We start from the raw sequence: 19,318 nt of genomic DNA, 5'->3' as shown, positions 1-19,318 counted from the left end.
GGTTGGTTCAGTCGCGTGGCGCGGTCCTCGAAAGCCCCCGATGCTGTCGTTTCCGGCATTAGTTCGGTTATCTCGTCAACCGCCTCGAAAGCCCCCGCGACGCTCGGCTCGGTGCGACTGCTGCGCTCCTCGCGCTCCCTGCGGTCGCGCTGTGGTGCTTGTCAGTCGCGCCGTCGCCGACCGCCGCGGCCCCTTTCAGTCCCACCCACCGTACCGCACAGCACCTCACCCTCCCCAGCCTCCTGTGCTCCTCGCGTTCGCTCCCTTCGGTCGCGCCCGCTGCGGTGCTCGTCCCTCGCACGAGCGGCCGCGCAAGCGCGGCCGCCGCGCGCCGGATGCCTCACGTCGGGTGCCGAACCACGGCCGGAAGTCACCGAGTTGTCGAACGGAGGTGTCGCTGAATGAGCGGCGGCACGGGCGGCCTGCGCGACATGGCCGGACACGGGACGAAGCCGGAGTACATGCGGGGCGGCGGCGGACGTGACACCCTCGGGGCGCTCAGGGGGGCGCCGGCGCTCGGCGTCGCACTCGCCGTCCTCGCGTACCTCTCGGTGTTCTACCACGTGCTCGACGTCGTGGGCGGCGTCGGCTTCCTGGTGCTCGAACTCCTTGCGACGGCGCTGCTCGCCACCTGGTTCGCCGGGTTCCTCCGCGAGCGGACCGCGGTCGCGCTCTCGGCGGCCGGGTTCGCCCTGGCGCTGGTGGCGTACTTCTACTCGGTTCCCGAGAGCGCGCGGGCGCTGTTCACCGCCTCGCGGATCGTCGCCGACGTGCTCGCGCTGCTCACCGGCCTGTCGGTGCTCCGCCTGCTCAGCGTCGGCACCTGGGCGCTGCTGCTCGCGCCGGTCCCGACGTTCCTCGCGTGGTATCTCACGGCCCGCGGGCGCTACGTGTGGGCCGCGACCGTCGCCGGCCTCACGACCGCGTTCTTCGTCCTCACGGGCGACGCGGGGCCGGCGGCGGCGATCGCCTGCGCGGTCGGCGTCACGGTCGCGCTCGGGTTCACCGGGCTGGCCGCCGCGGGCAAGCGCGGCATCCTCGCACAGCTCGACACGGTGACGGTCATCGTCGCCGCGATGGTCGTGCTCACGTCGGTCGTCACGGTCGTCCCCGGCAGCGCGAGCAACCCCGTCCTCCCGGGCGGCGGCAACCCGACCGTCGAGTCGAGCCTCGTCGCCAACACCGACCGCGTGGCCGTCCTCGGCAGCATCGAGCTCTCCCCGGACGTGCGCTTCGTCGTCGAGTCGGATCGCTCGGCGTACTGGCGCGTCGGCTCCTACGACCGCTACACCGGGCAGGGCTGGGTGCGGACCGGCGACGCCAGCCCGTACAGCACCAGCCGGCTCTCCCAGCCGCCCGGCGAGACGGTTTCGATGCGACAGGAGGTGACCGCGAGGGGATCGCTCGACGCGATGCCGGCCGCGTGGAAACCCGTCTCCGTGGAGGGCCCCGTGTCGGACACGACGCAGGTGACCGAACACGACGGGCTCCGCCCGGGCACGACGCTGCTGGAGAACGACACCTACGTCGTCAACAGCGAGGTGCCCCAGGCGACCGAGGGCCAGCTCCGGCGCGCCGGCACCGACTACCCCGAGGACGTCGCCGCCAGGTACACCCAGCTTCCCGGCAGCACGCCCGACCGTGTCGGCGAACGCACCCGGTCGGTCATCGAGGAGGCGGACGCGAGCAACCCCCACGACGCTGCCGTCGCGATCGAGCGCTACCTCGAATCAAACAGGGAGTACTCGCTCGACGTGCCGCCGCCCTCGGGTGATACGGCCGACCGGTTCCTGTTCGAGATGGAGTCGGGCTACTGCGTCTACTACGCGACGACGATGGTCGTGATGCTCCGGACCCAGGGCATCCCGGCCCGGTTCGTCACCGGCTACACGCCGGGCCAGCGCGTCGCCGAGGACGAGTGGGTCGTCCGCGGCCTCGACTCGCACGCCTGGGTCGAGGTGTACTTCCCCGAGCAGGGCTGGATCCGGTTCGATCCGACGCCCGGCGGCCCCCGCGACTCGGCCGAGACGCAGCGCGTCGAGGCCGCCCGCGCGGAGGGCGACGAGAGCGTCGACGCGGCGGGCTCTGCCAACGGCAGCTACGAGACGCCGGATCCGACGCCGAACGACACCGGCACCGCCGGCGCGGGCTTCCCCGGACAGACGCCCGACCCCGGCGAGTTCCAGGGGCCGGGCGCGAACGCGACGTTCCAGACGCCCTTCGGCGGCGGCCTGGCCGGCGCGGCCAACGGCACGGCCGCCGGCGTCGGGGGCGAGAGTGACGAGGGCGGCTGGACGCCCACCCCCGAGGACGCCGTCGTCGGCGCGGTGCTGCTTGTCGGACTCGTCGCGGGCGCCCGGCGGACGGGGCTCTCCCGGCGGGCGTACCGTGCCCTCTGGCTCGTCTACCAGCCGCGGCGGGAGCCCGACGCCGACGCGGTCCGGGCGTTCCGCCGGCTCGAACACCTCGGCGCGCTCGCCTACCGGGAGCGTCGCCCCGGCGAGACGGCCCGGACCTACCTCGACGTGCTCGCCGCACACGGGTTCGACGACCGCGTGCGTGCCGTCGGCGAGGCCTACGAGCGCGCCCGCTACGGCTCGGGCGTGAGCGACGGTGAGGCCGCCGAGGCGGTCGACGCGGCGGACTCGCTCGTGCGCCGACACGCGCCCGTCCTCCGCCGGTTCGCGGGCTGAACGGGTCGCCCCGGTCGTTCCGACCGCACCGCGCCTGCCCCCCTCGCGTGACCCGCCGCGCCACCGCCGAGCGCCGGTCCCGAAACCGGTGGAGTCGGGGGCCCACGCGCCCGGAACCGCCCTACCCGACACTGTTTAATATGGTGGTCCTGTAGGTCCGTCTGGAAATGTCCGAGGTATGCTCGACGTGCGGGTTGCCTGAGGAACTCTGCGTCTGCGAGGACGTCGCCAAGGAGTCCCAGGAGATCACCATCCGCATCGACGAGCGCAGGTACGGCAAGGAGGTAACGGTCATCGAAGGGTTCGACCCCAGCGACGTGGACATGAGTTCGCTCTCGAGCGACCTGAAGTCCAAGTTCGCCTGCGGCGGCACGGTGGAGGACCACTCCATCGAACTGCAGGGGAACCACAGCGGTCGCGTCGAGGATTTCCTCCGCGAGAAGGGGTTCAACGTCGCGTGACCGGTACCTGAGTACCCGCCCGTCGAGCGCCCGTTTTTCGGCCGGTTCGATCCCCGCCAGCCGCCGGTCCGTTTCCGGTCAGCCGATGGTCCGTTTCCGGTCAGCCGCCGTCGGGCCGGGAGCGGAGCCGAAACGGGTGCGAACCGTATTTCCGGCCGGCGCGCCAACGGACCGTGAATGCGTCCGCGGACCCTGGCGCTCGTCGCCCTGCTCGTTCTCGCCGCCCTCGTCCCGGCGACCGCCGCTCCGGCGACCGCCGGCGTCGATCCCATCGGAACCGACTCCGTCGAGGGCGACCCCATCGAGACCGGGTCAATCGGGGCCGACTCCGTCGTCGCGGGATCAAACGAAACCGACTCGACGCGGACCGGCTCCGACCGCGGAACCGACGCGTCGGCCCGGGCCGAGTTCCGGCTCCGCTCGACGCTCCTGCTGACGCCGGACGTTCCCGGCGAGATCACCGTCGTACTCCGGTTCGCCGTTCCGGACCGGGTCGACTCGCTCCGGACGACGCTCGCGCCCGAGGCCCGCGTCGTCTCGACGTCCGGTTTCCGGACCGGCTCGGGGCCCAACGAGTTCGAGTGGGACGGCGAGACGGCGTCGCCGACGGTCACCTACCGCGCCCCGGCGAACCGGACCGCCGGGGCCGGCCAGTTCTCGCCGACGGCGCGGTTCCGAACGGCCCGAGACACGGACCGCGGGAGCGACGCCCCTGCGGCCGAGTTCGCGAGCGCGCCGGGCGAGCAGTACCTGTTCGTCGACGCCGGGCCGTGGGCGCTCGTCCGGACGCCGAGCCCGTCTGTCCACTGGCGCTACAGCGGCGACCAGTTCTCCCTCGACCGGACGACGGGCGTCGCCGGCGAGGGCGCGATCGGCGAGCGGATCGCGTTCCTCGGCCCACACGAGGTTCACACGCGGCGGGCGAACGGGCAGACGTTCCGGCTCGTCGTCCCCGAAGCCGCCGAGCCGGCCGAGCGCCCGGCGGCCGTGCTCGACGCGCTCGCCGGTGCGTCCGGAACGCTCCGGATCGGCGACCGCGACCAGTCCGTCTTCCTCGTCGCCGCGCCCGCCGGCCCCGGGGACCCCGACTGGGCGGTCCGGGGGCTACAGACCGGCGACGCGGACGTCTGGGTGCGCGCCGGGGAGCGGCTGGACACGCCCGACAGCCCCTGGCTCCACGAGTACGTCCACACGAGACAGGCGTTCCAGCCGACGCGGTCGAGCCGCTGGCTCGTCGAGGGGAGCGCCGACTACTACGCCGCGCTGCTCGCGCTCCGGCAGGACCGGATCGACTTCGGCGACTTCGCCGCCGACCTGGCCCGCGGCGAGCGCGACCCGTACGCCGACGCGGTGCTCGCCGAGCCCGCGACGTGGGAGTCCGGCCCCCGTGTCGGGGGCCAGTACGTGAAGGGCGCGCTCGTGACGGGCGAACTCGACCGACGGATCCGCCTGGCGACGAACGGCAGCGCGACGTTCGCCTCGGTCCTGTCCCGGCTGAACGCCCGCGGGGACCCGGTGACGGACGGGACGGTCCGGGCGACCGTCGCCGACCTGGCGGGCGACTCGACCGCCGACGCGACGGAGCGCTACACGCGAACGGACGCGGTCCCGGAGATGTGGTCGCGTCCGGCTCACGAGGCCGCCTTCGGGACGCCGCCTGCTCGCGTCACGTTCACGCCGCCCGGGACGGCCACGGTCGAGGGGCCGTCCCGGAACGGGACCCAGCACCCGCCGCTGGCGCTGGCGACGGGCGAGACGCTGACGCTGCGGACGGTCGCGGAGAACGCCGGCGGGTCGCCGGGCGAGTACCGGCTCACCCTCCGAATCGACGGCGAGCCGGTCGCCGAACGGACCGGCACGCTCGCCCCCGACGAGCGGGCGACGCTCGCGCTCTCACACACCTTCCCGGAGCCGGGGACGTACACGGCGTCGGTCGCCGGCCGGACCTACCGGGTTCAGGTGCGCGAGCCGGCGACCGTCTCGGTCGAGTCCGTCGAGGTGAACCGGACGACGGTCGCGCCGGACGGGCGAATCCGCGTCGCCGCAGTCGTGCGAAACGACGCGGCGGTGCCGGCCGCGGGCGACCTGTCGGTCGTCGTGGACCACGAACGCGTGGCGACGACGACGGTCGAGTTGGCCCCGAACGAGACGACGGTGGTCTCGGTCCCCGTCACCCTCTCCGAGCCGGGCACCCGCCGCGTGTCGGTCGGCGACCGGGACGTTTCCGTGACGGTCGAGCGCGACGCGGGCGCGGGAACGACCGTGACGACGCCCGGGTTCGGGGCGGTGACCGCCTGGGTCGCGCTGGGAGTGCTGTCGCTGCTGTCGGTGCTCCTGTGGGGACGCTCGGCGGGCGACTGACCCGGGAGAAGTGGCGGCCGTGGCGACGACTGGCTCAGAACGGGGGCTCGGGCCCCTCGTCAGCCTCCCGCTCGGGGGCGTCGGCGTCGAGGTCGCCGTCCCAGGCGGTGAGCCCGCCGGCCATGCTGAGGACGGTCGCGTCGGCGGTGCCCTCGTAGGAGCCGATGAGCTTGGCGGCCTGCACGCTCGCCTTGCCGTGGGGACAGACGGTGACGATGCGGTCGGCATCGGTCAACGCCTCGACGCGGTCGGGCAGTTGCTGGAACGGGACGTTCTCCGAGCCGGGGATGTGTCCCCCCGCGAACGCCTGCGGGTTCCTGATGTCGACAACGCGGACGTCCTCGTCCGCGTCGAGGAACCCCTCGACGTCCGTCGGGGAGCATTCGCCGTCCATGACCGGTACGAGTCGGCGGGGGTGGAAAAGCACGTCGGCGATGATTCGTCCTCGTGGGAGCACGAGCGGGCGTTTCGATCGGCGACATGAGCGGAAGGCTTCGTGGCGATTTCCGTTCCACCTGACGCGATAGGGATGATCTCGGGTTTCGTGACGACTTCCTCGAAAGCCCCCGCTGCTGTCGGCTTCTGCGGTGGTTTGGCTGTCGCTTCGGCCGCCTCGAAAGCTCCCGCTGCTGTCGTTTCCGGCATCCGTTCGGTTATCTCGTCAACCGCCTCGAAAGCCCCCGCGACGCTCGGCTCGGTGCGACTGCTGCGCTCCTCGCGCTCCCTGCGGTCGCGCTGTGGTGCTTGTCAGTCGCGCCGTCGCCGACCGCCGCGGCCCCTTTCAGTCCCACCCACCGCACGGCACCGCGCCTCACCCTCCCCAGCCTCCTGCGCTCCTCGGCCTTCGCGGGACTCGCTTCGCTCGACCCGCGTGCTCTCGTTCGCTCCTGCGTCGCTCACGAGAGCTTCGGCCTGCGGTGCTCGTCCCTCGCACGAGCGGCCGCGCAAGCGCGGCCGCCGCGCGCCACGTGGATCGACCAGCCTATTGCGGTCGGCGCGCGTGACGCGAACCCCCCTGTGTGAGTCGACGCGCGCGAGGAACGAGACGCGCAGCGAGCCTACGAGCGAGCATCGCAGGAGGCTGCTCACGCGAGCGGAGCGAGGGTGAGTTCCGAGGAGCGTGCTCCGAGGTAAGGGAGGGTGAGGTGCGGTGCCGTGCGGTTTCAGGTGAGCTAGCAGTCCCTGCTGTCCGTTTCCTCATCCAGATACCGCGTAACTCACACCCGAACAGTCACCGTTTGCCACCAGCCCCAAGAGAACGCATCTCGATCAGCGCGACTCCTCGGGTTCGGGCGACAGGTCGGGAACGCCGTGGATCTCGTTGTGCCGGCGCTCCAGGAACGAGTACACCGCGCCGTGGGGCGCGCCGTCGAGGATCATCCCGGTCGCGCGCCGCACCGCCTCGACCTCCTCCGGCTGGCCGATGACGCCGAGCGTCGAGCCCCTGATGACGACCTCCGCGCCCGACAGTTCCTCCATCAGCTGCCGCGTCCGGCCGTTCTCGCCGATGAGCCGGCCCTTCTGTCGCTGGAGGTCGTTCTTGTTGCGGGTCTCCGCCGCCAGGTCGACGAGGTCGAACCGGCGGAGGTCGTGCTCGAGCAGCGAGAGCGCCGACTCGGGGGTGAAGCCGCGGCCGATGGCGCGGACGACGTCCGGGGCCACCATCGCCGTGACGGGGTCGCCGACGGCGTCGATGGCGACCGAACCCGACTCCGAGTCGATGTCGAGGCGCACCTCCGCCTCCGACTCGATCTCGCGCATCGTCTCGCCACCCTCGCCGATGACCGCGCCGATGCGGTCCTGCGGTACCTTGACGTGTTGGGTGCTCATACTCCGGAATTCCGGCCGGACGTGTTTAAGAGTTCCTTCGGCGTCCGACGGTCCGGTCGCCGGTCGGATCTCGGGGACGGGCGTTAGTCGTCACCGAGTCGAGCCTCCCGACGCCGCCTCACGCCGCGATGGTTCGCGCCTCGGACACCGGCGGGAGCCGCCGGAGCGTCGGGACCGCGGCGACGTACACCGCGATCCAGAGCAGCCCGAAGCCGCCGGCGGCCATCGTCTCCCACACGCCGACCGTCTCGCCGAGCGTCCCCCCGAGGAGCGAGCCGATGGGCATCACCGCGACCGACGCGGAGCCGAGGATGGCGCTCACGCGGCCGAGGAAGTCGTCGGGCACCATCCGCTGGATCAGCGTCGAGACGAGGACGTTCGTCGCGCCGACGGGCAGCAGCGCGAGCGCGAAACAGAGCGCCGTGAGCGGCAGCGTCGGCGCGAACAGGGCGGCGAACCAGCCCGCCGCCGAGAGCAGGAAGCCGGGCACGAACAGCCGCGCGAACCCGACGTGGTCCAGCTTCGACCCGAGGAGCGCGCCGACGAGCAGGCCCTCGGCCGTCGCCGCCCGGATGGCGCCGTAGGCGCCCGCGCCGCCCATCGTATCGGCGAACGCCGGCAGCACCGCGGTCGAGACGCCGAGCAGGCCGTTCGTGAGCACGCCGGCCCCGAGCAGCCAGACGAGCGGCGTCCCGCGCACGAACGCCGCGCCCCCGCGCAGGCGGTCGAGGTAGCCGTCCGGTTCGCCGCGGTCGGAGCCGTCCGACTCGCCGCCGTCGGTCTCGGCCGGACCCGCGGCCGGATCGTCGCCCACAGCATCCCCGGCATCGCCTGCCGACGGTGCCTCCTCGGCACCGTGGGTCGCCGTATCGCCCGCCCCCGCCGCCGGGACGACGACGCCGGCGAACAGCACCGCCGCGACGAGGAACGTCAGCGAGTCGATCGCGTACAGCGCCACCGCGCCGAACAGCGCGATGAGCGCCCCGGCGAGTGCGTTGAACACGAGGTCGGCGCCCTGGTAGGCGAACGAGAACGCGGCGTTGGCGTCCGCGAGTTCGTCGTCGTCGACGATGCGGGGCAGCGCGGCGCTCTGGGCCGGGTAGACGAACTGGTTCAGCATCGAGAGCGCCGGGACGACGACGAGCACGAGTTCGACCGAGCGGACGCCCAGCAGCCACGCCGCGGGCACCACGAGGACGACGACCGCCTGTGTCACCTGGATGCCGACGAGGAGGCGACGGAGCGGCCAGCGGTCCACCAGCGGGCCGACGAACGCCTGGAGCGCCTGCGGGCCCATCGTCAGCGCGCCCGCGAGGCCGGTGTAGAACGTCGACCCGGTGAGCTCGAACACGAGCCACATCGCCGCCACCGCGTAGAGGCTGTCGCCCGCGTTCGTCACCAGCCGACCCACGAACAGCCGCCGGAAGGCGACGTTGCCGAGGAGCGATCGCATGTCCGTCCGATGGGGACGGGGGCAGAAATGTACTCGCAGAATGACACTTCTGTCGGCGGGCGAGCAGAAGGCTCGTTCTGTCGAGCGGACGGGTCGAACGGCCGTTCCGTCTCTGGGTCGGTGGGTCGAGCGGTCACGCCGCCGTCGAACTCACTCCAGATCCGCCGACGGCTCCGGCTCGGGCGCGGTGACGTACTCCTGCAGTTCCGCGCCCGTGACGGCCATCCCCTGCCGGGAGAAGAAGGCGGCGACGTTCTCGCAGTCGCGTTCGAGGAACTCGCGCGCGTTCGGGTGGTGGACCGTCACCGCCTGCCCGAGGTCGATGACGACGAGTTCGCCCTCGTGGATGATCATGTTGTACTCCGAGAGGTCGCCGTGAACGAGGCCGGCCGAGTAGAGCCGGCGCATGTACTCGCGGACGACCTCGTAGGCCGTCTCGGGGTTCTCCACGTCGACCTCCGAGAGCCGGCGCGCCCGGTCGTCGGCGTGACCGACCAGGTCCATCACGAGCACGTTCCGCTGGACGGCGATGGGGTCGGGAACGCGGACGCCCGCGGCCTTCGCGCGGCGGAGGTTGGCGAACTCCTTTCGCACCCACGCGAGCACGACCTTCTTCTTGTCCGAGCCGATGCCCTCGAAGCGTGGGTCGCCCTCCAGGTACTCGCGCATGTGCCGGAAGTTCGAGGTGCCGATGCGGTACACCTTCACCGCGAGTTCCTCCCCGTCGTCCCCGAGCGCCTCGTACACGTTCGCCTCCTTCCCGGTCGAGATGGGGCCGCCGAACGCGCCGATGTGGCCGTCCTGGACGAGCTTGTAGACGGCCGCGAGCGTCGCGTCGTCGAACACCGACGCCTCGATCTTGAACTGCTCGGTGTCCTTGACCCTGATCCGGAACTCGTCGAACTCGTCGTCCTGCCGCCGGGCGATGCGGTCGGCCTCGTCGTCCGAGACGTCGAGCGACTCCCACTCGTCGCCCGGCACCTCGGCCTCCTCGGGATCGACGAGCCCGAACTCCCCTGTCATTGCACCCGGCTACGTCGCCCGGCGTGAAAAGCCCCGCAGGTCGTTCGCGGTGACCCGGAGGCGGCGACGGTCGAGTCCGCGACCGGGAACGGACGGCGGGGTCCCGGTTCCCCCGACGCTTTTGTGGCGGTGTCGAGACGTCGGAACCGATGTACGAGCTGGTTCACCGGTACGTGCCGGACAGCCCCTCCGTCCGCGTCGGCGTCGCCGTGCTCGCGTCCGCGGTCGGGCTCTGGGTGCTGGCGTTCGGCCTCCTCGAGGGGACCCCGGTCCTGGCGGTGGCACTGCTGTATCTCGCGGTCATCGCCGCGTCGTTCGGGATCGCCGGCCAGTTGACGCGGGGCCTCGTTCGGCAGGCGAACGCGGCACCCACGGCGGGGGCACCAATCGAAGGGGACCCCGACGACGGGGCCGAGACGCCGATCGAAACGCTCCGACGGCGGTACGCGGAGGGCGAACTCGGGCAGGAAGCGTTCCAGCGGCGGCTCGACGATCTGCTCGAAACCGAAGCGGTCGAATCCGCGTCGGCGGAGCGCGAGCGCGCCGTCGAGTGAGACTGGACGGGAGTGGAGAATCGGCAACTCGATCAGCTACGGAGGGAGTCCGTCGAGCCGGAACCGCCGGTGTGCCGTCGAAACCGGGCTACTTGATGTGGCCTTCCTCGCGCAGCTGGTCGGCTTCCGCCTTCTCGTAGCGCCACGCCACGTCGGCCTTCTCGTCCTGCCAGTCCCACGGCTCCACGAGCACGATGTCGCCCTCCCGGATCCAGATGCGTTTCTGCATCCGGCCGGGGATACGTGCGGTCCGCTCGGTGCCGTCGGCACAGCGGACTTTCACGCGATTGGCTCCGAGCATGTTCGTCACCTCGGCGAACACCTCGTCGTCATCGGGCATCCGGAGGTTCTTGCGACCGCCGGAGTCGTCGTCGCTCATGGCTAGACGGAGCTTCTGTCGGCCGAGGTTTAAATTCGCCGGGATTTCGCCCCCACGCCGGACCGCGACGGTTTAGGCCCCGGGAGAGAGACGCCGGAGCATGCTCGAGAAACTCGGCACGGTCGGACTCCTCGGCGTACTGCTGGTGGTCGGCGGGATCGGCCTCGTCGCCTACGCGGACCCCGTCGTCGCGGCCGGGATCGCGCTGGTGATCGTCGGAACCGGGCTGGTCGTGAAAGGGCTCGCGAGCGGGTTGATGCGGCAGTTCGGCTTCGCGTGATCGCCCCGCGAGAGCGGCTCGAAACCGCGTTCACCGCCGGTCTTTTGTCATCCGCGACCGTTATGTAAGCGGACAGATGTCCAGCCTGGTGGAGGCGTTCAAGGACGTCGCGGGCGGACAGCTACGGGTCGTGGCGACCCTCGAATCGATCGATTACGAGGTCGAGTACGTCCGGGAGGACCTCGAGGACGAGTACACCCGGATGGACTTCGACCGGGCCTATCAGAGCATGATGGCAAACCAGGTGTCGGCCGAGGACTTCAAGTCGGTCGGCGAGTTCGGCGACCTCGACTGCCAGCTATTCCTCTTCACGGAGTTGATCGTCTTCCTCTTCCCGTCCTCCCGGTACAGCGGCGTCTTCGTCTCGTTCGACCGCGAACCCCAGTTCCCCCTGCTCGACATCGTCGACGCCGCGACCGACGTCTCCCACCTCGGCGAGGACGACTCGTAGCCTCCACGCGGAACGCTGCCCCCCGCCGAAGAACCAGGCCGGTCGACACCCCCTCGAACCGCGTCCGCCGCCGTCGCTGCGCGACTACTCCGCGCGACGCTTACTCCGCGCCGGACTCCGGAACCGTGAGCACGGGCACCGAGGAGCGACGCTGCACCCGCGGCGTGACGCTGCCGGCCGAGAGGAACCGCGAGAGCCCCGAACGGTCGCGCGCGCCCATCACGATGAGGTCGGCGCCGTGGTCGGCGGCGTAGTCGGCGATGGTGCCGTCGGGGTCGCCGTAGCGGACGTGCTTGACCGTCTCGACCCCGAGGGCGGCCGCGCGCTCGGCCACCGCGTCGACCCCGCCGGTGGCCGCGGCCTCGTGGCGTTCCACGACGACGTCCCAGTGGCCACCGCCCGCGTCGATGTCGACGACCGAGAGCGCGTGGACCGTCGCGCCGTGTGCGGCCGCCAGCGACAGCGCCGTGTCCGCGAGCGACTCGGCGTCGGCGGCGTCGGCGACGGGGACGAGGATGCGGTCGAACGACTGTGCGGCGGTCGCGTCGGGCGTCGGGTGGGCGTGTGCGGTCGCGGTCATGGGTGATCGTGCTGTCGGTGGTTTCGGCCGAACGTGTGCTTCGGCCGATCTTCTCCGTTGGATATTCAATACAGGCCCCGCATAGTTAACTGTTTTTTGAATCTAACGACCGTTATAATTGACGTTCAGGTAGTAGTATCTGTCGCGAGTGAACACGTGCCACGAATGGAACCGTCGTGGTCGGGAGACGAGGGAATTCCGACGTGGAAACGCAGGTACTCCGACGTGGAAACGCAGGTACTCCGACGTGCTGTGGAGCGATCGGAGTGGCGAGAACGGGGACGGCGGTGACCGGCGGATCGGGCGTTACTGGTCGGCGTCGCCGGCGAACTCGGCGAGCACCGCGCGGCCCGGCGCGACGAGTTCGTCGAGGTAGTCCGCGAGCGCACCCTTCGCGTCGGCGGGGTGGAGTTCGCCCGATTCCAGGTCCGCGGCCAGGTCCTCGTACTCCTCGTACGTCAGGTCGCCGCCGTACTCGTCGGGGCGCTCGACGACGACCGTCTCGAAGCGCGGGAACACGTGGAACCGGAAGATCTCCAGGACGGGGTTTTCGCGCTCGTTCCCCTCGTCGTCGGGGTCGGGGTCCCGCGTCGGCGGGCAGTAGGCCGCGTTGACCTTCTCTGCGATGTCCGCGGTCGAGTCCTCCATCGAGAGCGAGACGCCCGAGGAGGAGGACATCTTCCCGACGCCGGAGGTCAGGTCGGCGATGATCGGCGTGTGCAGGCACGGCCGGGACTCGTAGCCCAGCCCCGGGACGATCTCGCGGTGGAGCATGTGGACCTTCCGCTGGTCCATCCCGCCGACCGCGAGGTCGAGATCGAGGTACTCGACGTCGAGCGCCTGCATCAGAGGGTAGACGACGTGGCTCACCTTCGCGGTGTCGCCGCCCTGGATCTCGGCCATCGCCCGTTGCGCGCGGTTGAGCGTGGTCGACACCTCGAGTTCGTGGAGGTCGAGCACGTACTCCTCGTCGAGCTGGAACTCGGAGCCGTACACGAACTCGGTCTGCTCCTCGTCGAGCCCGTACGCGATGAACTGCCGCTTCATCCGCTCTGCGGTCTCGCGGATCTCCTCGAAGCTCCCCTTGTCGTTGAGGTGGGCGTGCACGTCGGCCAGGAGGACGACGACCTCGAAGCCCGCCTCCTGTAAGTCGATGAGCTTGTTCGCGGTCAGCATGTGCCCGATGTGGAGGACGCCGGACGGCTCGTAGCCGACGTACGCCCGTTTGCCGTCGGCGTCGTCGGCCAGCGCCCGCACCTCCTCCTCGGTGACTACCTCGGAGACGTTCCGGGTAATCCGCTCGTAGGCGTCCATGTCCGTCCTGACTGGTGTCGTAGGATTACTTCTTTCGGATGTATGCCGATTCGTCTCGGGGGTCTTGACGGGTATCGTCGTAGGGACTGGTACAGTGGTGAACGCGGACGTCCCCGACCCGGCCGTTCCTTCCGTTCGAACTGCCTCGGGAGCTCCTGTCGGGGTCGGAGTCATTCGTCTCGGTCGGACCGCCTCGAAAGCCCCCGCGGCTATCGACTCGGTGCGGCCGCTGTCGTTCGAAAACCGAAGGTTTTCGTGATGACGAACGGCGCTCGCGCCTTTCGAACCACGCTCCTCGCGCTCCCTCCGGTCGCGCTGCGGTGCTTGACGGTCCGCGCTCACGGAAGACTCGCTGCGCTCGCGTGAGCCTCGCACGAGCGGCCGCGCTCCGCTTGGCCGTTCACGAGACGCCGTGCGTCTCGTGAGCTCACGAGAGCGGAGCTCTCGTGAACGCCGCGCGCCACGAACCTCGTCCGTCCAAGTGCGGTCGGCGCGTGCCGGCGGGCCTCCGTGCCCGCCGGATGCGCGCGAGGGACGAGAAGCGCAGCGAGCCTGCGAGCGAGCATCGCAGGAGGCTGGGGAGGGCGAGGTCCTCCTAGGTCAAGCAGCAGCGGTCTGCACGGCGTCACTGAAATTAGCGGGTGCACGTCGTCACCAACGAAATCAGTGTGTTCGTCCCCACGGCCGTCCCCGCAATGACCACCACCGGAACCCGAACCGAAACCACTCACTGACACACGTTCACACGAAGCGAGCGGGAAAACCGCAAGGCGGCGCGGAACCCCAGAACAGCACCTTTATCATTCGCTCGGGCCGAAAAATCCACAACGAGAATCTCTCTCGGAGGTCAATGGTGACGGAGAACACACAACCGGAGGTGAACATCGGACTCGTCGGCCACGTGGACCACGGCAAGACCACGCTGGTTCAGGCCCTCTCTGGGTCGTGGACCGACCAGCACAGCGAGGAGATGAAACGCGGCATCTCCATCAGGCTGGGCTACGCCGACGCGACGCTGCGCAAGTGTCCCGAGTGCGACGAGCCCGAGGCGTTCACCGTCGAGGAGACGTGTCCGGAGCACGACGTCGAGACCGAGCTACTGCGGACGGTCTCGTTCGTCGACGCGCCGGGCCACGAGACGCTGATGGCGACGATGCTGTCCGGGGCGTCCATCATGGACGGCGCGGTCCTGGTCGTGTCCGCGACCGAGGACGTGCCCCAGGCCCAGACCGAGGAGCACCTGATGGCCCTGGACATCATCGGCATCGACAACATCGTCATCGCACAGAACAAGATCGACCTCGTGAGCGCCGACCGCGCCCGCGAGAACTACGCCCAGATCGAGGAGTTCGTCGAGGGCACGGTGGCCGAGGACGCCCCGATCGTCCCCATCAGCGCCCAGCAGGAGATCAACGTCGACTACCTCATCGGGGCGATCGAGGCGGAGATCCCGACGCCCGAGCGCGACGAGACGCTCGCCTCGCGGATGTACGTCGCGCGCTCGTTCGACATCAACCGGCCCGGCACGACCGCCGACGAACTGCTCGGCGGCGTGCTCGGCGGGTCGCTCTCGCAGGGTACCCTCGAGGCCGGCGACGACCTCGAACTCCGACCCGGCCGCGAGGTCGAGGAGGGCGGCCAGTCCGAGTACCGGCCGATCGAGACGAGCGTCCGGTCGCTCCAGGCGGGCGGCCAGCCCGCCGAGACGGTCGGCCCGGGCGGCCTGCTCGGCGTCGGCACCGGCCTGGACCCGAGCCTGACGAAGGGCGACGCGCTCGCGGGCCAGGTCGCCGGCGAGCCCGGCAGCCTCCCGCCGACGCGCGAGGCGTTCGAGATGGACGTCGAACTGTTAGAGCGCGTCGTCGGCGAGGGCGAGGTCGAGGAGATCTCGACCGGCGAGCCGCTGATGCTCACCGTGGGCACGGCGACGACGGTCGGCGCGGTGACGAGCGCCCGCGAGGGCGAGTGCGAGGTGTCGCTGAAGCGCCCGGTCTGTGCGGAGGCGGGCGCGAAGATCGCGATCAACCGACGGATGGGCGCCCGCTGGCGACTCATCGGCGTCGGGACCCTGACGTAGGTATCGACCGTGACGACCGTCGTCCTCGACACGAACGCGCTCATGATGCCCGTCGAGTGCGACGTGCGGCTGTTCGAGGCGGTCGACGCGCTGGTGGCGGACGCCGAGTACGTCACCCCGGCGGCGGTCCTCGCGGAACTGGAGAAGCTGCGGGAGGGCGCGGGCGCGGAGGCGAAAGCGGCCGCGGTCGGCCGGGATCTCGCCGAGCGCGCCCGCGTGGTCGAGACGGACGAATCGTACGCCGACGACGCCGTCGTCGAACTCGCGTCGGGCGGGTTCGACGGCTACGTCGTCACGAACGACGGCCCCCTGCGCGAGCGGCTCGCGGACCGAGCCGTTCGCGTAATCTGTTTAAGGGGCGGGAACACACTGGCGGTAACAGCACAATAACATGTACAAGCGGGTACGACTCAAGGACACGGTCGAGGTGCCACCCGAACACCTGGCCGACGTGACGAACAGCAGGGTGCGAAAGCTGCTGCAGGACAAGCTCGAAGGGCGGATGGACGAGGACGTGGGCAGCGTCGTCAGCGTCACCCGGGTGAACGACATCGGCGATGGTGCGGTCCTCCCGAACCGCCCGGGCGTCTACTACGAGGCGGAGTTCGACGCCGTCACCTTCGACCCGGACATGCAGGAGGTCGTCGACGGCAACGTCGTCGAGGTCGTCGAGTTCGGCGCGTTCGTGGGCATCGGCCCGGTCGACGGGCTGCTCCACGTCTCGCAGATCTCCGACGAGTACCTCGCCTACGACGGCGAGAACCAGCAGCTCGCCTCGACCGAATCCAACCAGACGCTCGGCGTCGAGGACTCGGTCCGGGTTCGCGTCGTGACCAAGAGCATCGACGAGCGCAACCCCCGCGACTCCAAGATCGGCCTCACCGCGAAACAGCCCGGCCTCGGCAAGCACCAGTGGCTGGAAGCCGACGCCGAGGAGCGGGAGGCGACCGCGGAGGGGAGCTAGATGGCGGAAGACCGGCTCGCGTGCCGCGAGTGCCACTACGTGAACGACCCGGACAGCCAGACCTGTGACAGCTGCGGCTCCTCCTCGCTCACGGAGGACTGGGCCGGCTACGTCATCATCACCCACCCCGAGAGCTCGGAGATCGCCCCCGAGATGAACGTGAGCGAGCCGGGCAGCTACGCACTGAAGGTCCGCTGACGGGATGCTCCGGCTCCCCGACTCCCTCCGCGGCGCGTTCAAGGAGCCGCTCGGCGACGTCTACGCCGATACGGACGCGCTGCTCGCGGACGCCGGCGACCCGATCCTCGCCGTCGGCGACGTCGTCACCTACCACCTCCGCGTCGCCGACCGCGACCCCGACGTCTCCGTGCTCGACGGGAAGACGAAACGCGAGGCCGTGGGCGAGGAGATCGCCGCGGTCCTCGCGGGCGGGAACGACCGCCTCGAGGTCGACAACGAGCCCGCGACGCTCTCTTCTGCCATGCTTTCCGCGCTCCGGGAGGCGATCGACCGCGAGGACCACGTCGTCGTCCACGTGACCGGCGAGGAGGACCTCGCCACGCTCCCCGCCATCGTCGCCGCTCCGGAGGGCGCGAGCGTCGTCTACGGCCAGCCCGACGAGGGGATGGTGCTCGTCCCCGTGACCGCGGAGACGAAGGCGGAGGCGCGCGACCTCATGAAGCGGATGGACGGCGACGCGGCGGCGGCGTTCGAGCTGCTGGAGCGGCGGTGAGGTCGTCGCGTCACGTTCTCCCGTGTCGTCCGGAACGGCTGTGAACCCGCAGGGATCGACGGCGCGCGGTGACGTGAACCGGGTCCGGTCCGGACGATTCGCTACTCGAGGACCGTCACGTCGAACTTCCCGCGCCAGCGGTACCGCCGGCCGCCCCAGACGAACGTCCGGCTGAGGAGCGCGAAACCCACGAGCGGGACGAAGACGAACAGCGACGGGTACGCGAGCACGGCCGTCCACCGGCGGACGCCGAGGACCTCGTTGACCGCGAGGTGTCCCGCCGTCAGCACCGCCGCCGCGGGGAGCGGGGCCAGGACCGCACCGGCGAGGACGAGCAGCGAGACGAGCCACGTCCCGACCATCGCGCCGGGGAAGTGCCACCGGAGGATCTGCCCCCACCGGACCGGGCGCTCGACCGCCTCGCGGACGCTCCCGCCGACGTGGACGGGTCGCGTCCGGCCGACGGTCGTCACGTCGAGATGCTCCATCAGGAGGCCGTCGTCGCTGACGGTCCGCCGAAGCTCGTCCAGGAACGCGGCCTCGTCGATGTCGGTTCGGTCGAACACGACCGCGCCGCCCCAGATCTGGTTGCCGAGGGCGAGCGGGAGCGAGCCGGCCGAGGCGTACAGCGGTTCGAGCAGCACCGACAGGGGGTCCTGCCCGACGAAGTACGGCACCTCCGAGGTCGGCCCGTGCTCCGCGTAGTCCGCGTTCATCGTCGCCAGCCAGTCCGGCGGGTGGTGGAAGTCGTCGTCCGTCCAGACGAGCCGATCGTGGCGCGCCGTCTCCATCCCGGCGGCGATGGCGTTGGCCTTCCCCGAACAGCGCTCCGGCTCGCCGGCGGCGACGAGCCGGACGCCCTCGGGGACGTCGTCCCGCCCGGCGACGGGGTCGTCCCCGGTGTCGTGAACGACGAGCAGTTCGTCGCCCTCGTCCACCTGGGCGGCCAGCTCCGCGCACGCGTCGGTCCACCGCGTCGTCGGCAGGACGACGCTCGTCGGCGGGTGGTCGGTCATCGTGGATAGTTCCGCGCCGGGGGACGGTGAGCCCGCTGCCGGCCATCCACGGACGCTTATGGGCGACGGCACCCGGACGCCGTCGGCCACACGCCCGCTGGCGGTCGCCACCGGGTCGGTCGCGTCGTCACTCCGGGTCGCCGACGACCCCCGCCGTCATTCGTCGCCAGAGCGACGGGAACCGCCGGGTGAGCGACAGTCCGACTCGCGTCGTCAGGTCGGGCGTGATCACCGGCCGGGTCGAGTGGATCTTGCCGGCCAGCTTGCGGCCGACGTTCTCGGGGGCGACCGTCATCCGCTCGGGGTAGTCCAGGTCGGCGGTCATCCCCGTGTCCACGGACGGCGGAACCATCAGCGTACAGGAGACGCCCGTGTCGCGGAGTTCGAGCCGGAGCGAGCGGACGAACGCCTTGATGGCACCCTTGGTCGCGGCGTAGCCGGACAGGCCGGGGTGCCCGGTGTCGGCCGTTCCCGAGCACATGTTGTGGATGATCCCGGTCCCCCGCGCCCGCATGTGCGGGAGGACCGCCCGAATCAGCCGCTGATAGCCGAAGAAGTTGACCTCGAACTCGCGGCGCGTCTCGGCCATCGACTGCTCCTCGAAGAGTCCGACGTCTGCCACGCCCGCGTTGTTGACGAGGACGTCGATCCGGCCCCACTCCGCCACGACGTCGTTCACCGCCGTCGTCACGTCGTCGGTGTCGGTGACGTCGCACTCGTCGTATCGAACCCGGGCGGTCGCGTCGTCCCGAACGTCGAGGACGTCGTCCCCGTTCACGTCGAGCGCGGCGATCCGACGGTCCTCCTCGGCAAGCGCCCTGAGCATGTGGTAGCCGATCCCCTCGTTCGCGCCGGTGAGGACGATGACCTCCCCGTCGGTCGGCGTCGTCATCCGCGGGATGGCACCCGATCCGTGATGAACCGCGGCGATCGGCGAGAACCACGGACCGGTCCCGTCCACCGTCCGCAGCGGTTCACACGTTTCGGAGCGGCGTCGCCACGACGGGTGCGGAACCGAGCCCGACGAGTGTCGGGGGCGTTCGCTCGTTCGGCTCCGGCGTCGGGACCGGAGCCCACCGTCTGCCACGTCGCGTCTCCGAAATCCATCGGGTACGGCTCCGCAGCCGGGGACCGTGAGCGTGCTGCCGG

At 70.7% G+C, this 19,318-nt stretch carries 20 protein-coding genes; 11 read left to right on the top strand and 9 right to left on the bottom strand.

Translation table 11 applies throughout. The annotated features are described in order from the left end of the window. Positions 1-401: 401 nt before the first annotated feature. The 3 genes from RJT50_RS02190 (at position 402) to RJT50_RS02180 (ending at position 5,515) form a co-directional block, all read left to right on the top strand. A complete protein-coding gene (locus RJT50_RS02190; protein WP_313693665.1) occupies positions 402-2,693 on the top strand; it encodes a transglutaminase TgpA family protein in 2,292 nt (763 codons plus the stop codon). A 167-nt stretch (positions 2,694-2,860) separates the two neighbouring features. Further along, on the top strand, positions 2,861-3,154 hold the full coding sequence (gene yciH / locus RJT50_RS02185) for a stress response translation initiation inhibitor YciH (protein WP_313693663.1): 294 nt from the start codon (positions 2,861-2,863) through the stop codon (positions 3,152-3,154). 177 nt (positions 3,155-3,331) lie between these two features. Further along, the gene (locus tag RJT50_RS02180) at positions 3,332-5,515 is read left to right on the top strand and encodes a hypothetical protein (RefSeq protein WP_313693662.1); all 2,184 of its coding nucleotides are present in this window, start codon (positions 3,332-3,334) and stop codon (positions 5,513-5,515) included. A 34-nt stretch (positions 5,516-5,549) separates the two neighbouring features. Here the strand turns inward: RJT50_RS02180 and RJT50_RS02175 are convergent, their stop codons facing one another. The 4 genes from RJT50_RS02175 to rio1 form a co-directional block, all read right to left on the bottom strand. Next, a complete protein-coding gene (locus RJT50_RS02175; protein ID WP_313693661.1) occupies positions 5,550-5,909 on the bottom strand; it encodes a rhodanese-like domain-containing protein in 360 nt (119 codons plus the stop codon). An 875-nt stretch (positions 5,910-6,784) separates the two neighbouring features. Continuing rightward, complete coding sequence (locus RJT50_RS02170) at positions 6,785-7,345, bottom strand: KH domain-containing protein (RefSeq protein WP_313693660.1); 561 nt, start codon at positions 7,343-7,345, stop codon at positions 6,785-6,787. A 118-nt stretch (positions 7,346-7,463) separates the two neighbouring features. Beyond that, on the bottom strand, positions 7,464-8,798 hold the full coding sequence (locus RJT50_RS02165; RefSeq protein WP_313693657.1) for an MFS transporter: 1,335 nt from the start codon (positions 8,796-8,798) through the stop codon (positions 7,464-7,466). 150 nt (positions 8,799-8,948) lie between these two features. Beyond that, complete coding sequence (gene rio1, locus RJT50_RS02160; RefSeq protein ID WP_313693655.1) at positions 8,949-9,821, bottom strand: serine/threonine-protein kinase Rio1; 873 nt, start codon at positions 9,819-9,821, stop codon at positions 8,949-8,951. A gap of 149 nt (positions 9,822-9,970) precedes the next feature. Here rio1 and RJT50_RS02155 point away from each other — a divergent pair, with 149 nt between their 5' ends. Then, complete coding sequence (locus RJT50_RS02155) at positions 9,971-10,375, top strand: SHOCT domain-containing protein (RefSeq protein WP_313693652.1); 405 nt, start codon at positions 9,971-9,973, stop codon at positions 10,373-10,375. 88 nt (positions 10,376-10,463) lie between these two features. On the opposite strand, the gene eif1A is transcribed toward RJT50_RS02155, so the two are convergent. Next, positions 10,464-10,754, bottom strand: a complete 291-nt coding sequence (gene eif1A, locus RJT50_RS02150; RefSeq protein ID WP_313693649.1) for a translation initiation factor eIF-1A — start codon at positions 10,752-10,754, stop codon at positions 10,464-10,466. A gap of 100 nt (positions 10,755-10,854) precedes the next feature. On the opposite strand from eif1A, the gene RJT50_RS02145 reads away from it, so the two are divergent. Together RJT50_RS02145 and RJT50_RS02140 are read left to right on the top strand one after the other, a co-directional pair. Continuing rightward, positions 10,855-11,034 carry a DUF7470 family protein gene (locus RJT50_RS02145; RefSeq protein WP_313693646.1) on the top strand — a complete coding sequence of 60 codons (180 nt, stop codon included), beginning with the start codon at positions 10,855-10,857 and terminating at the stop codon, positions 11,032-11,034. A gap of 76 nt (positions 11,035-11,110) precedes the next feature. Then, positions 11,111-11,485: a DUF7522 family protein gene (locus RJT50_RS02140; RefSeq protein ID WP_313693645.1), complete on the top strand. Its 375-nt coding sequence runs from the start codon at positions 11,111-11,113 to the stop codon at positions 11,483-11,485. 100 nt (positions 11,486-11,585) lie between these two features. Here the strand turns inward: RJT50_RS02140 and RJT50_RS02135 are convergent, their stop codons facing one another. Then, entirely contained in the window at positions 11,586-12,065 is a 480-nt protein-coding gene (locus RJT50_RS02135; RefSeq protein WP_313693642.1) for a universal stress protein, read from the bottom strand. A gap of 306 nt (positions 12,066-12,371) precedes the next feature. Next, complete coding sequence (locus tag RJT50_RS02130; protein ID WP_313693639.1) at positions 12,372-13,379, bottom strand: tyrosine--tRNA ligase; 1,008 nt, start codon at positions 13,377-13,379, stop codon at positions 12,372-12,374. Positions 13,380-14,229: 850 nt separating this feature from the next. Here RJT50_RS02130 and RJT50_RS02125 point away from each other — a divergent pair. Genes RJT50_RS02125 through RJT50_RS02105 form a run of 5 tightly spaced genes read left to right on the top strand, consistent with a single transcriptional unit; the run spans position 14,230 to position 17,153 of the window. Further along, the gene (locus RJT50_RS02125; protein ID WP_313693637.1) at positions 14,230-15,456 is read left to right on the top strand and encodes a translation initiation factor IF-2 subunit gamma; all 1,227 of its coding nucleotides are present in this window, start codon (positions 14,230-14,232) and stop codon (positions 15,454-15,456) included. Between the two features lie 9 nt (positions 15,457-15,465). Then, the gene (locus RJT50_RS02120) at positions 15,466-15,846 is read left to right on the top strand and encodes a type II toxin-antitoxin system VapC family toxin (RefSeq protein ID WP_313693636.1); all 381 of its coding nucleotides are present in this window, start codon (positions 15,466-15,468) and stop codon (positions 15,844-15,846) included. 1 nt (position 15,847) lies between these two features. Further along, positions 15,848-16,420 (top strand): DNA-directed RNA polymerase, encoded by a 573-nt coding sequence (locus RJT50_RS02115; protein ID WP_313693634.1) that lies wholly within the window; start codon positions 15,848-15,850, stop codon positions 16,418-16,420. Continuing rightward, positions 16,421-16,618 (top strand): transcription elongation factor subunit Spt4, encoded by a 198-nt coding sequence (gene spt4 / locus RJT50_RS02110; protein WP_313693632.1) that lies wholly within the window; start codon positions 16,421-16,423, stop codon positions 16,616-16,618. A 4-nt stretch (positions 16,619-16,622) separates the two neighbouring features. Continuing rightward, positions 16,623-17,153 (top strand): GTP-dependent dephospho-CoA kinase family protein, encoded by a 531-nt coding sequence (locus RJT50_RS02105; protein WP_313693629.1) that lies wholly within the window; start codon positions 16,623-16,625, stop codon positions 17,151-17,153. A 101-nt stretch (positions 17,154-17,254) separates the two neighbouring features. Here the strand turns inward: RJT50_RS02105 and RJT50_RS02100 are convergent, their stop codons facing one another. Further along, the gene (locus RJT50_RS02100) at positions 17,255-18,169 is read right to left on the bottom strand and encodes a glycosyltransferase family 2 protein (protein WP_313693628.1); all 915 of its coding nucleotides are present in this window, start codon (positions 18,167-18,169) and stop codon (positions 17,255-17,257) included. A gap of 127 nt (positions 18,170-18,296) precedes the next feature. Beyond that, positions 18,297-19,061 carry an SDR family NAD(P)-dependent oxidoreductase gene (locus RJT50_RS02095; protein ID WP_313693626.1) on the bottom strand — a complete coding sequence of 255 codons (765 nt, stop codon included), beginning with the start codon at positions 19,059-19,061 and terminating at the stop codon, positions 18,297-18,299. Between the last annotated feature and the right edge of the window lie 257 nt (positions 19,062-19,318).

This window comes from Halobaculum sp. XH14, assembly GCF_032116555.1.
Lineage (GTDB): Archaea > Halobacteriota > Halobacteria > Halobacteriales > Haloferacaceae > Halorarum > Halorarum halobium.
Note: the sequence above shows the minus strand (reverse complement) of the source record. Positions and strands in the feature narration are given on the sequence as shown.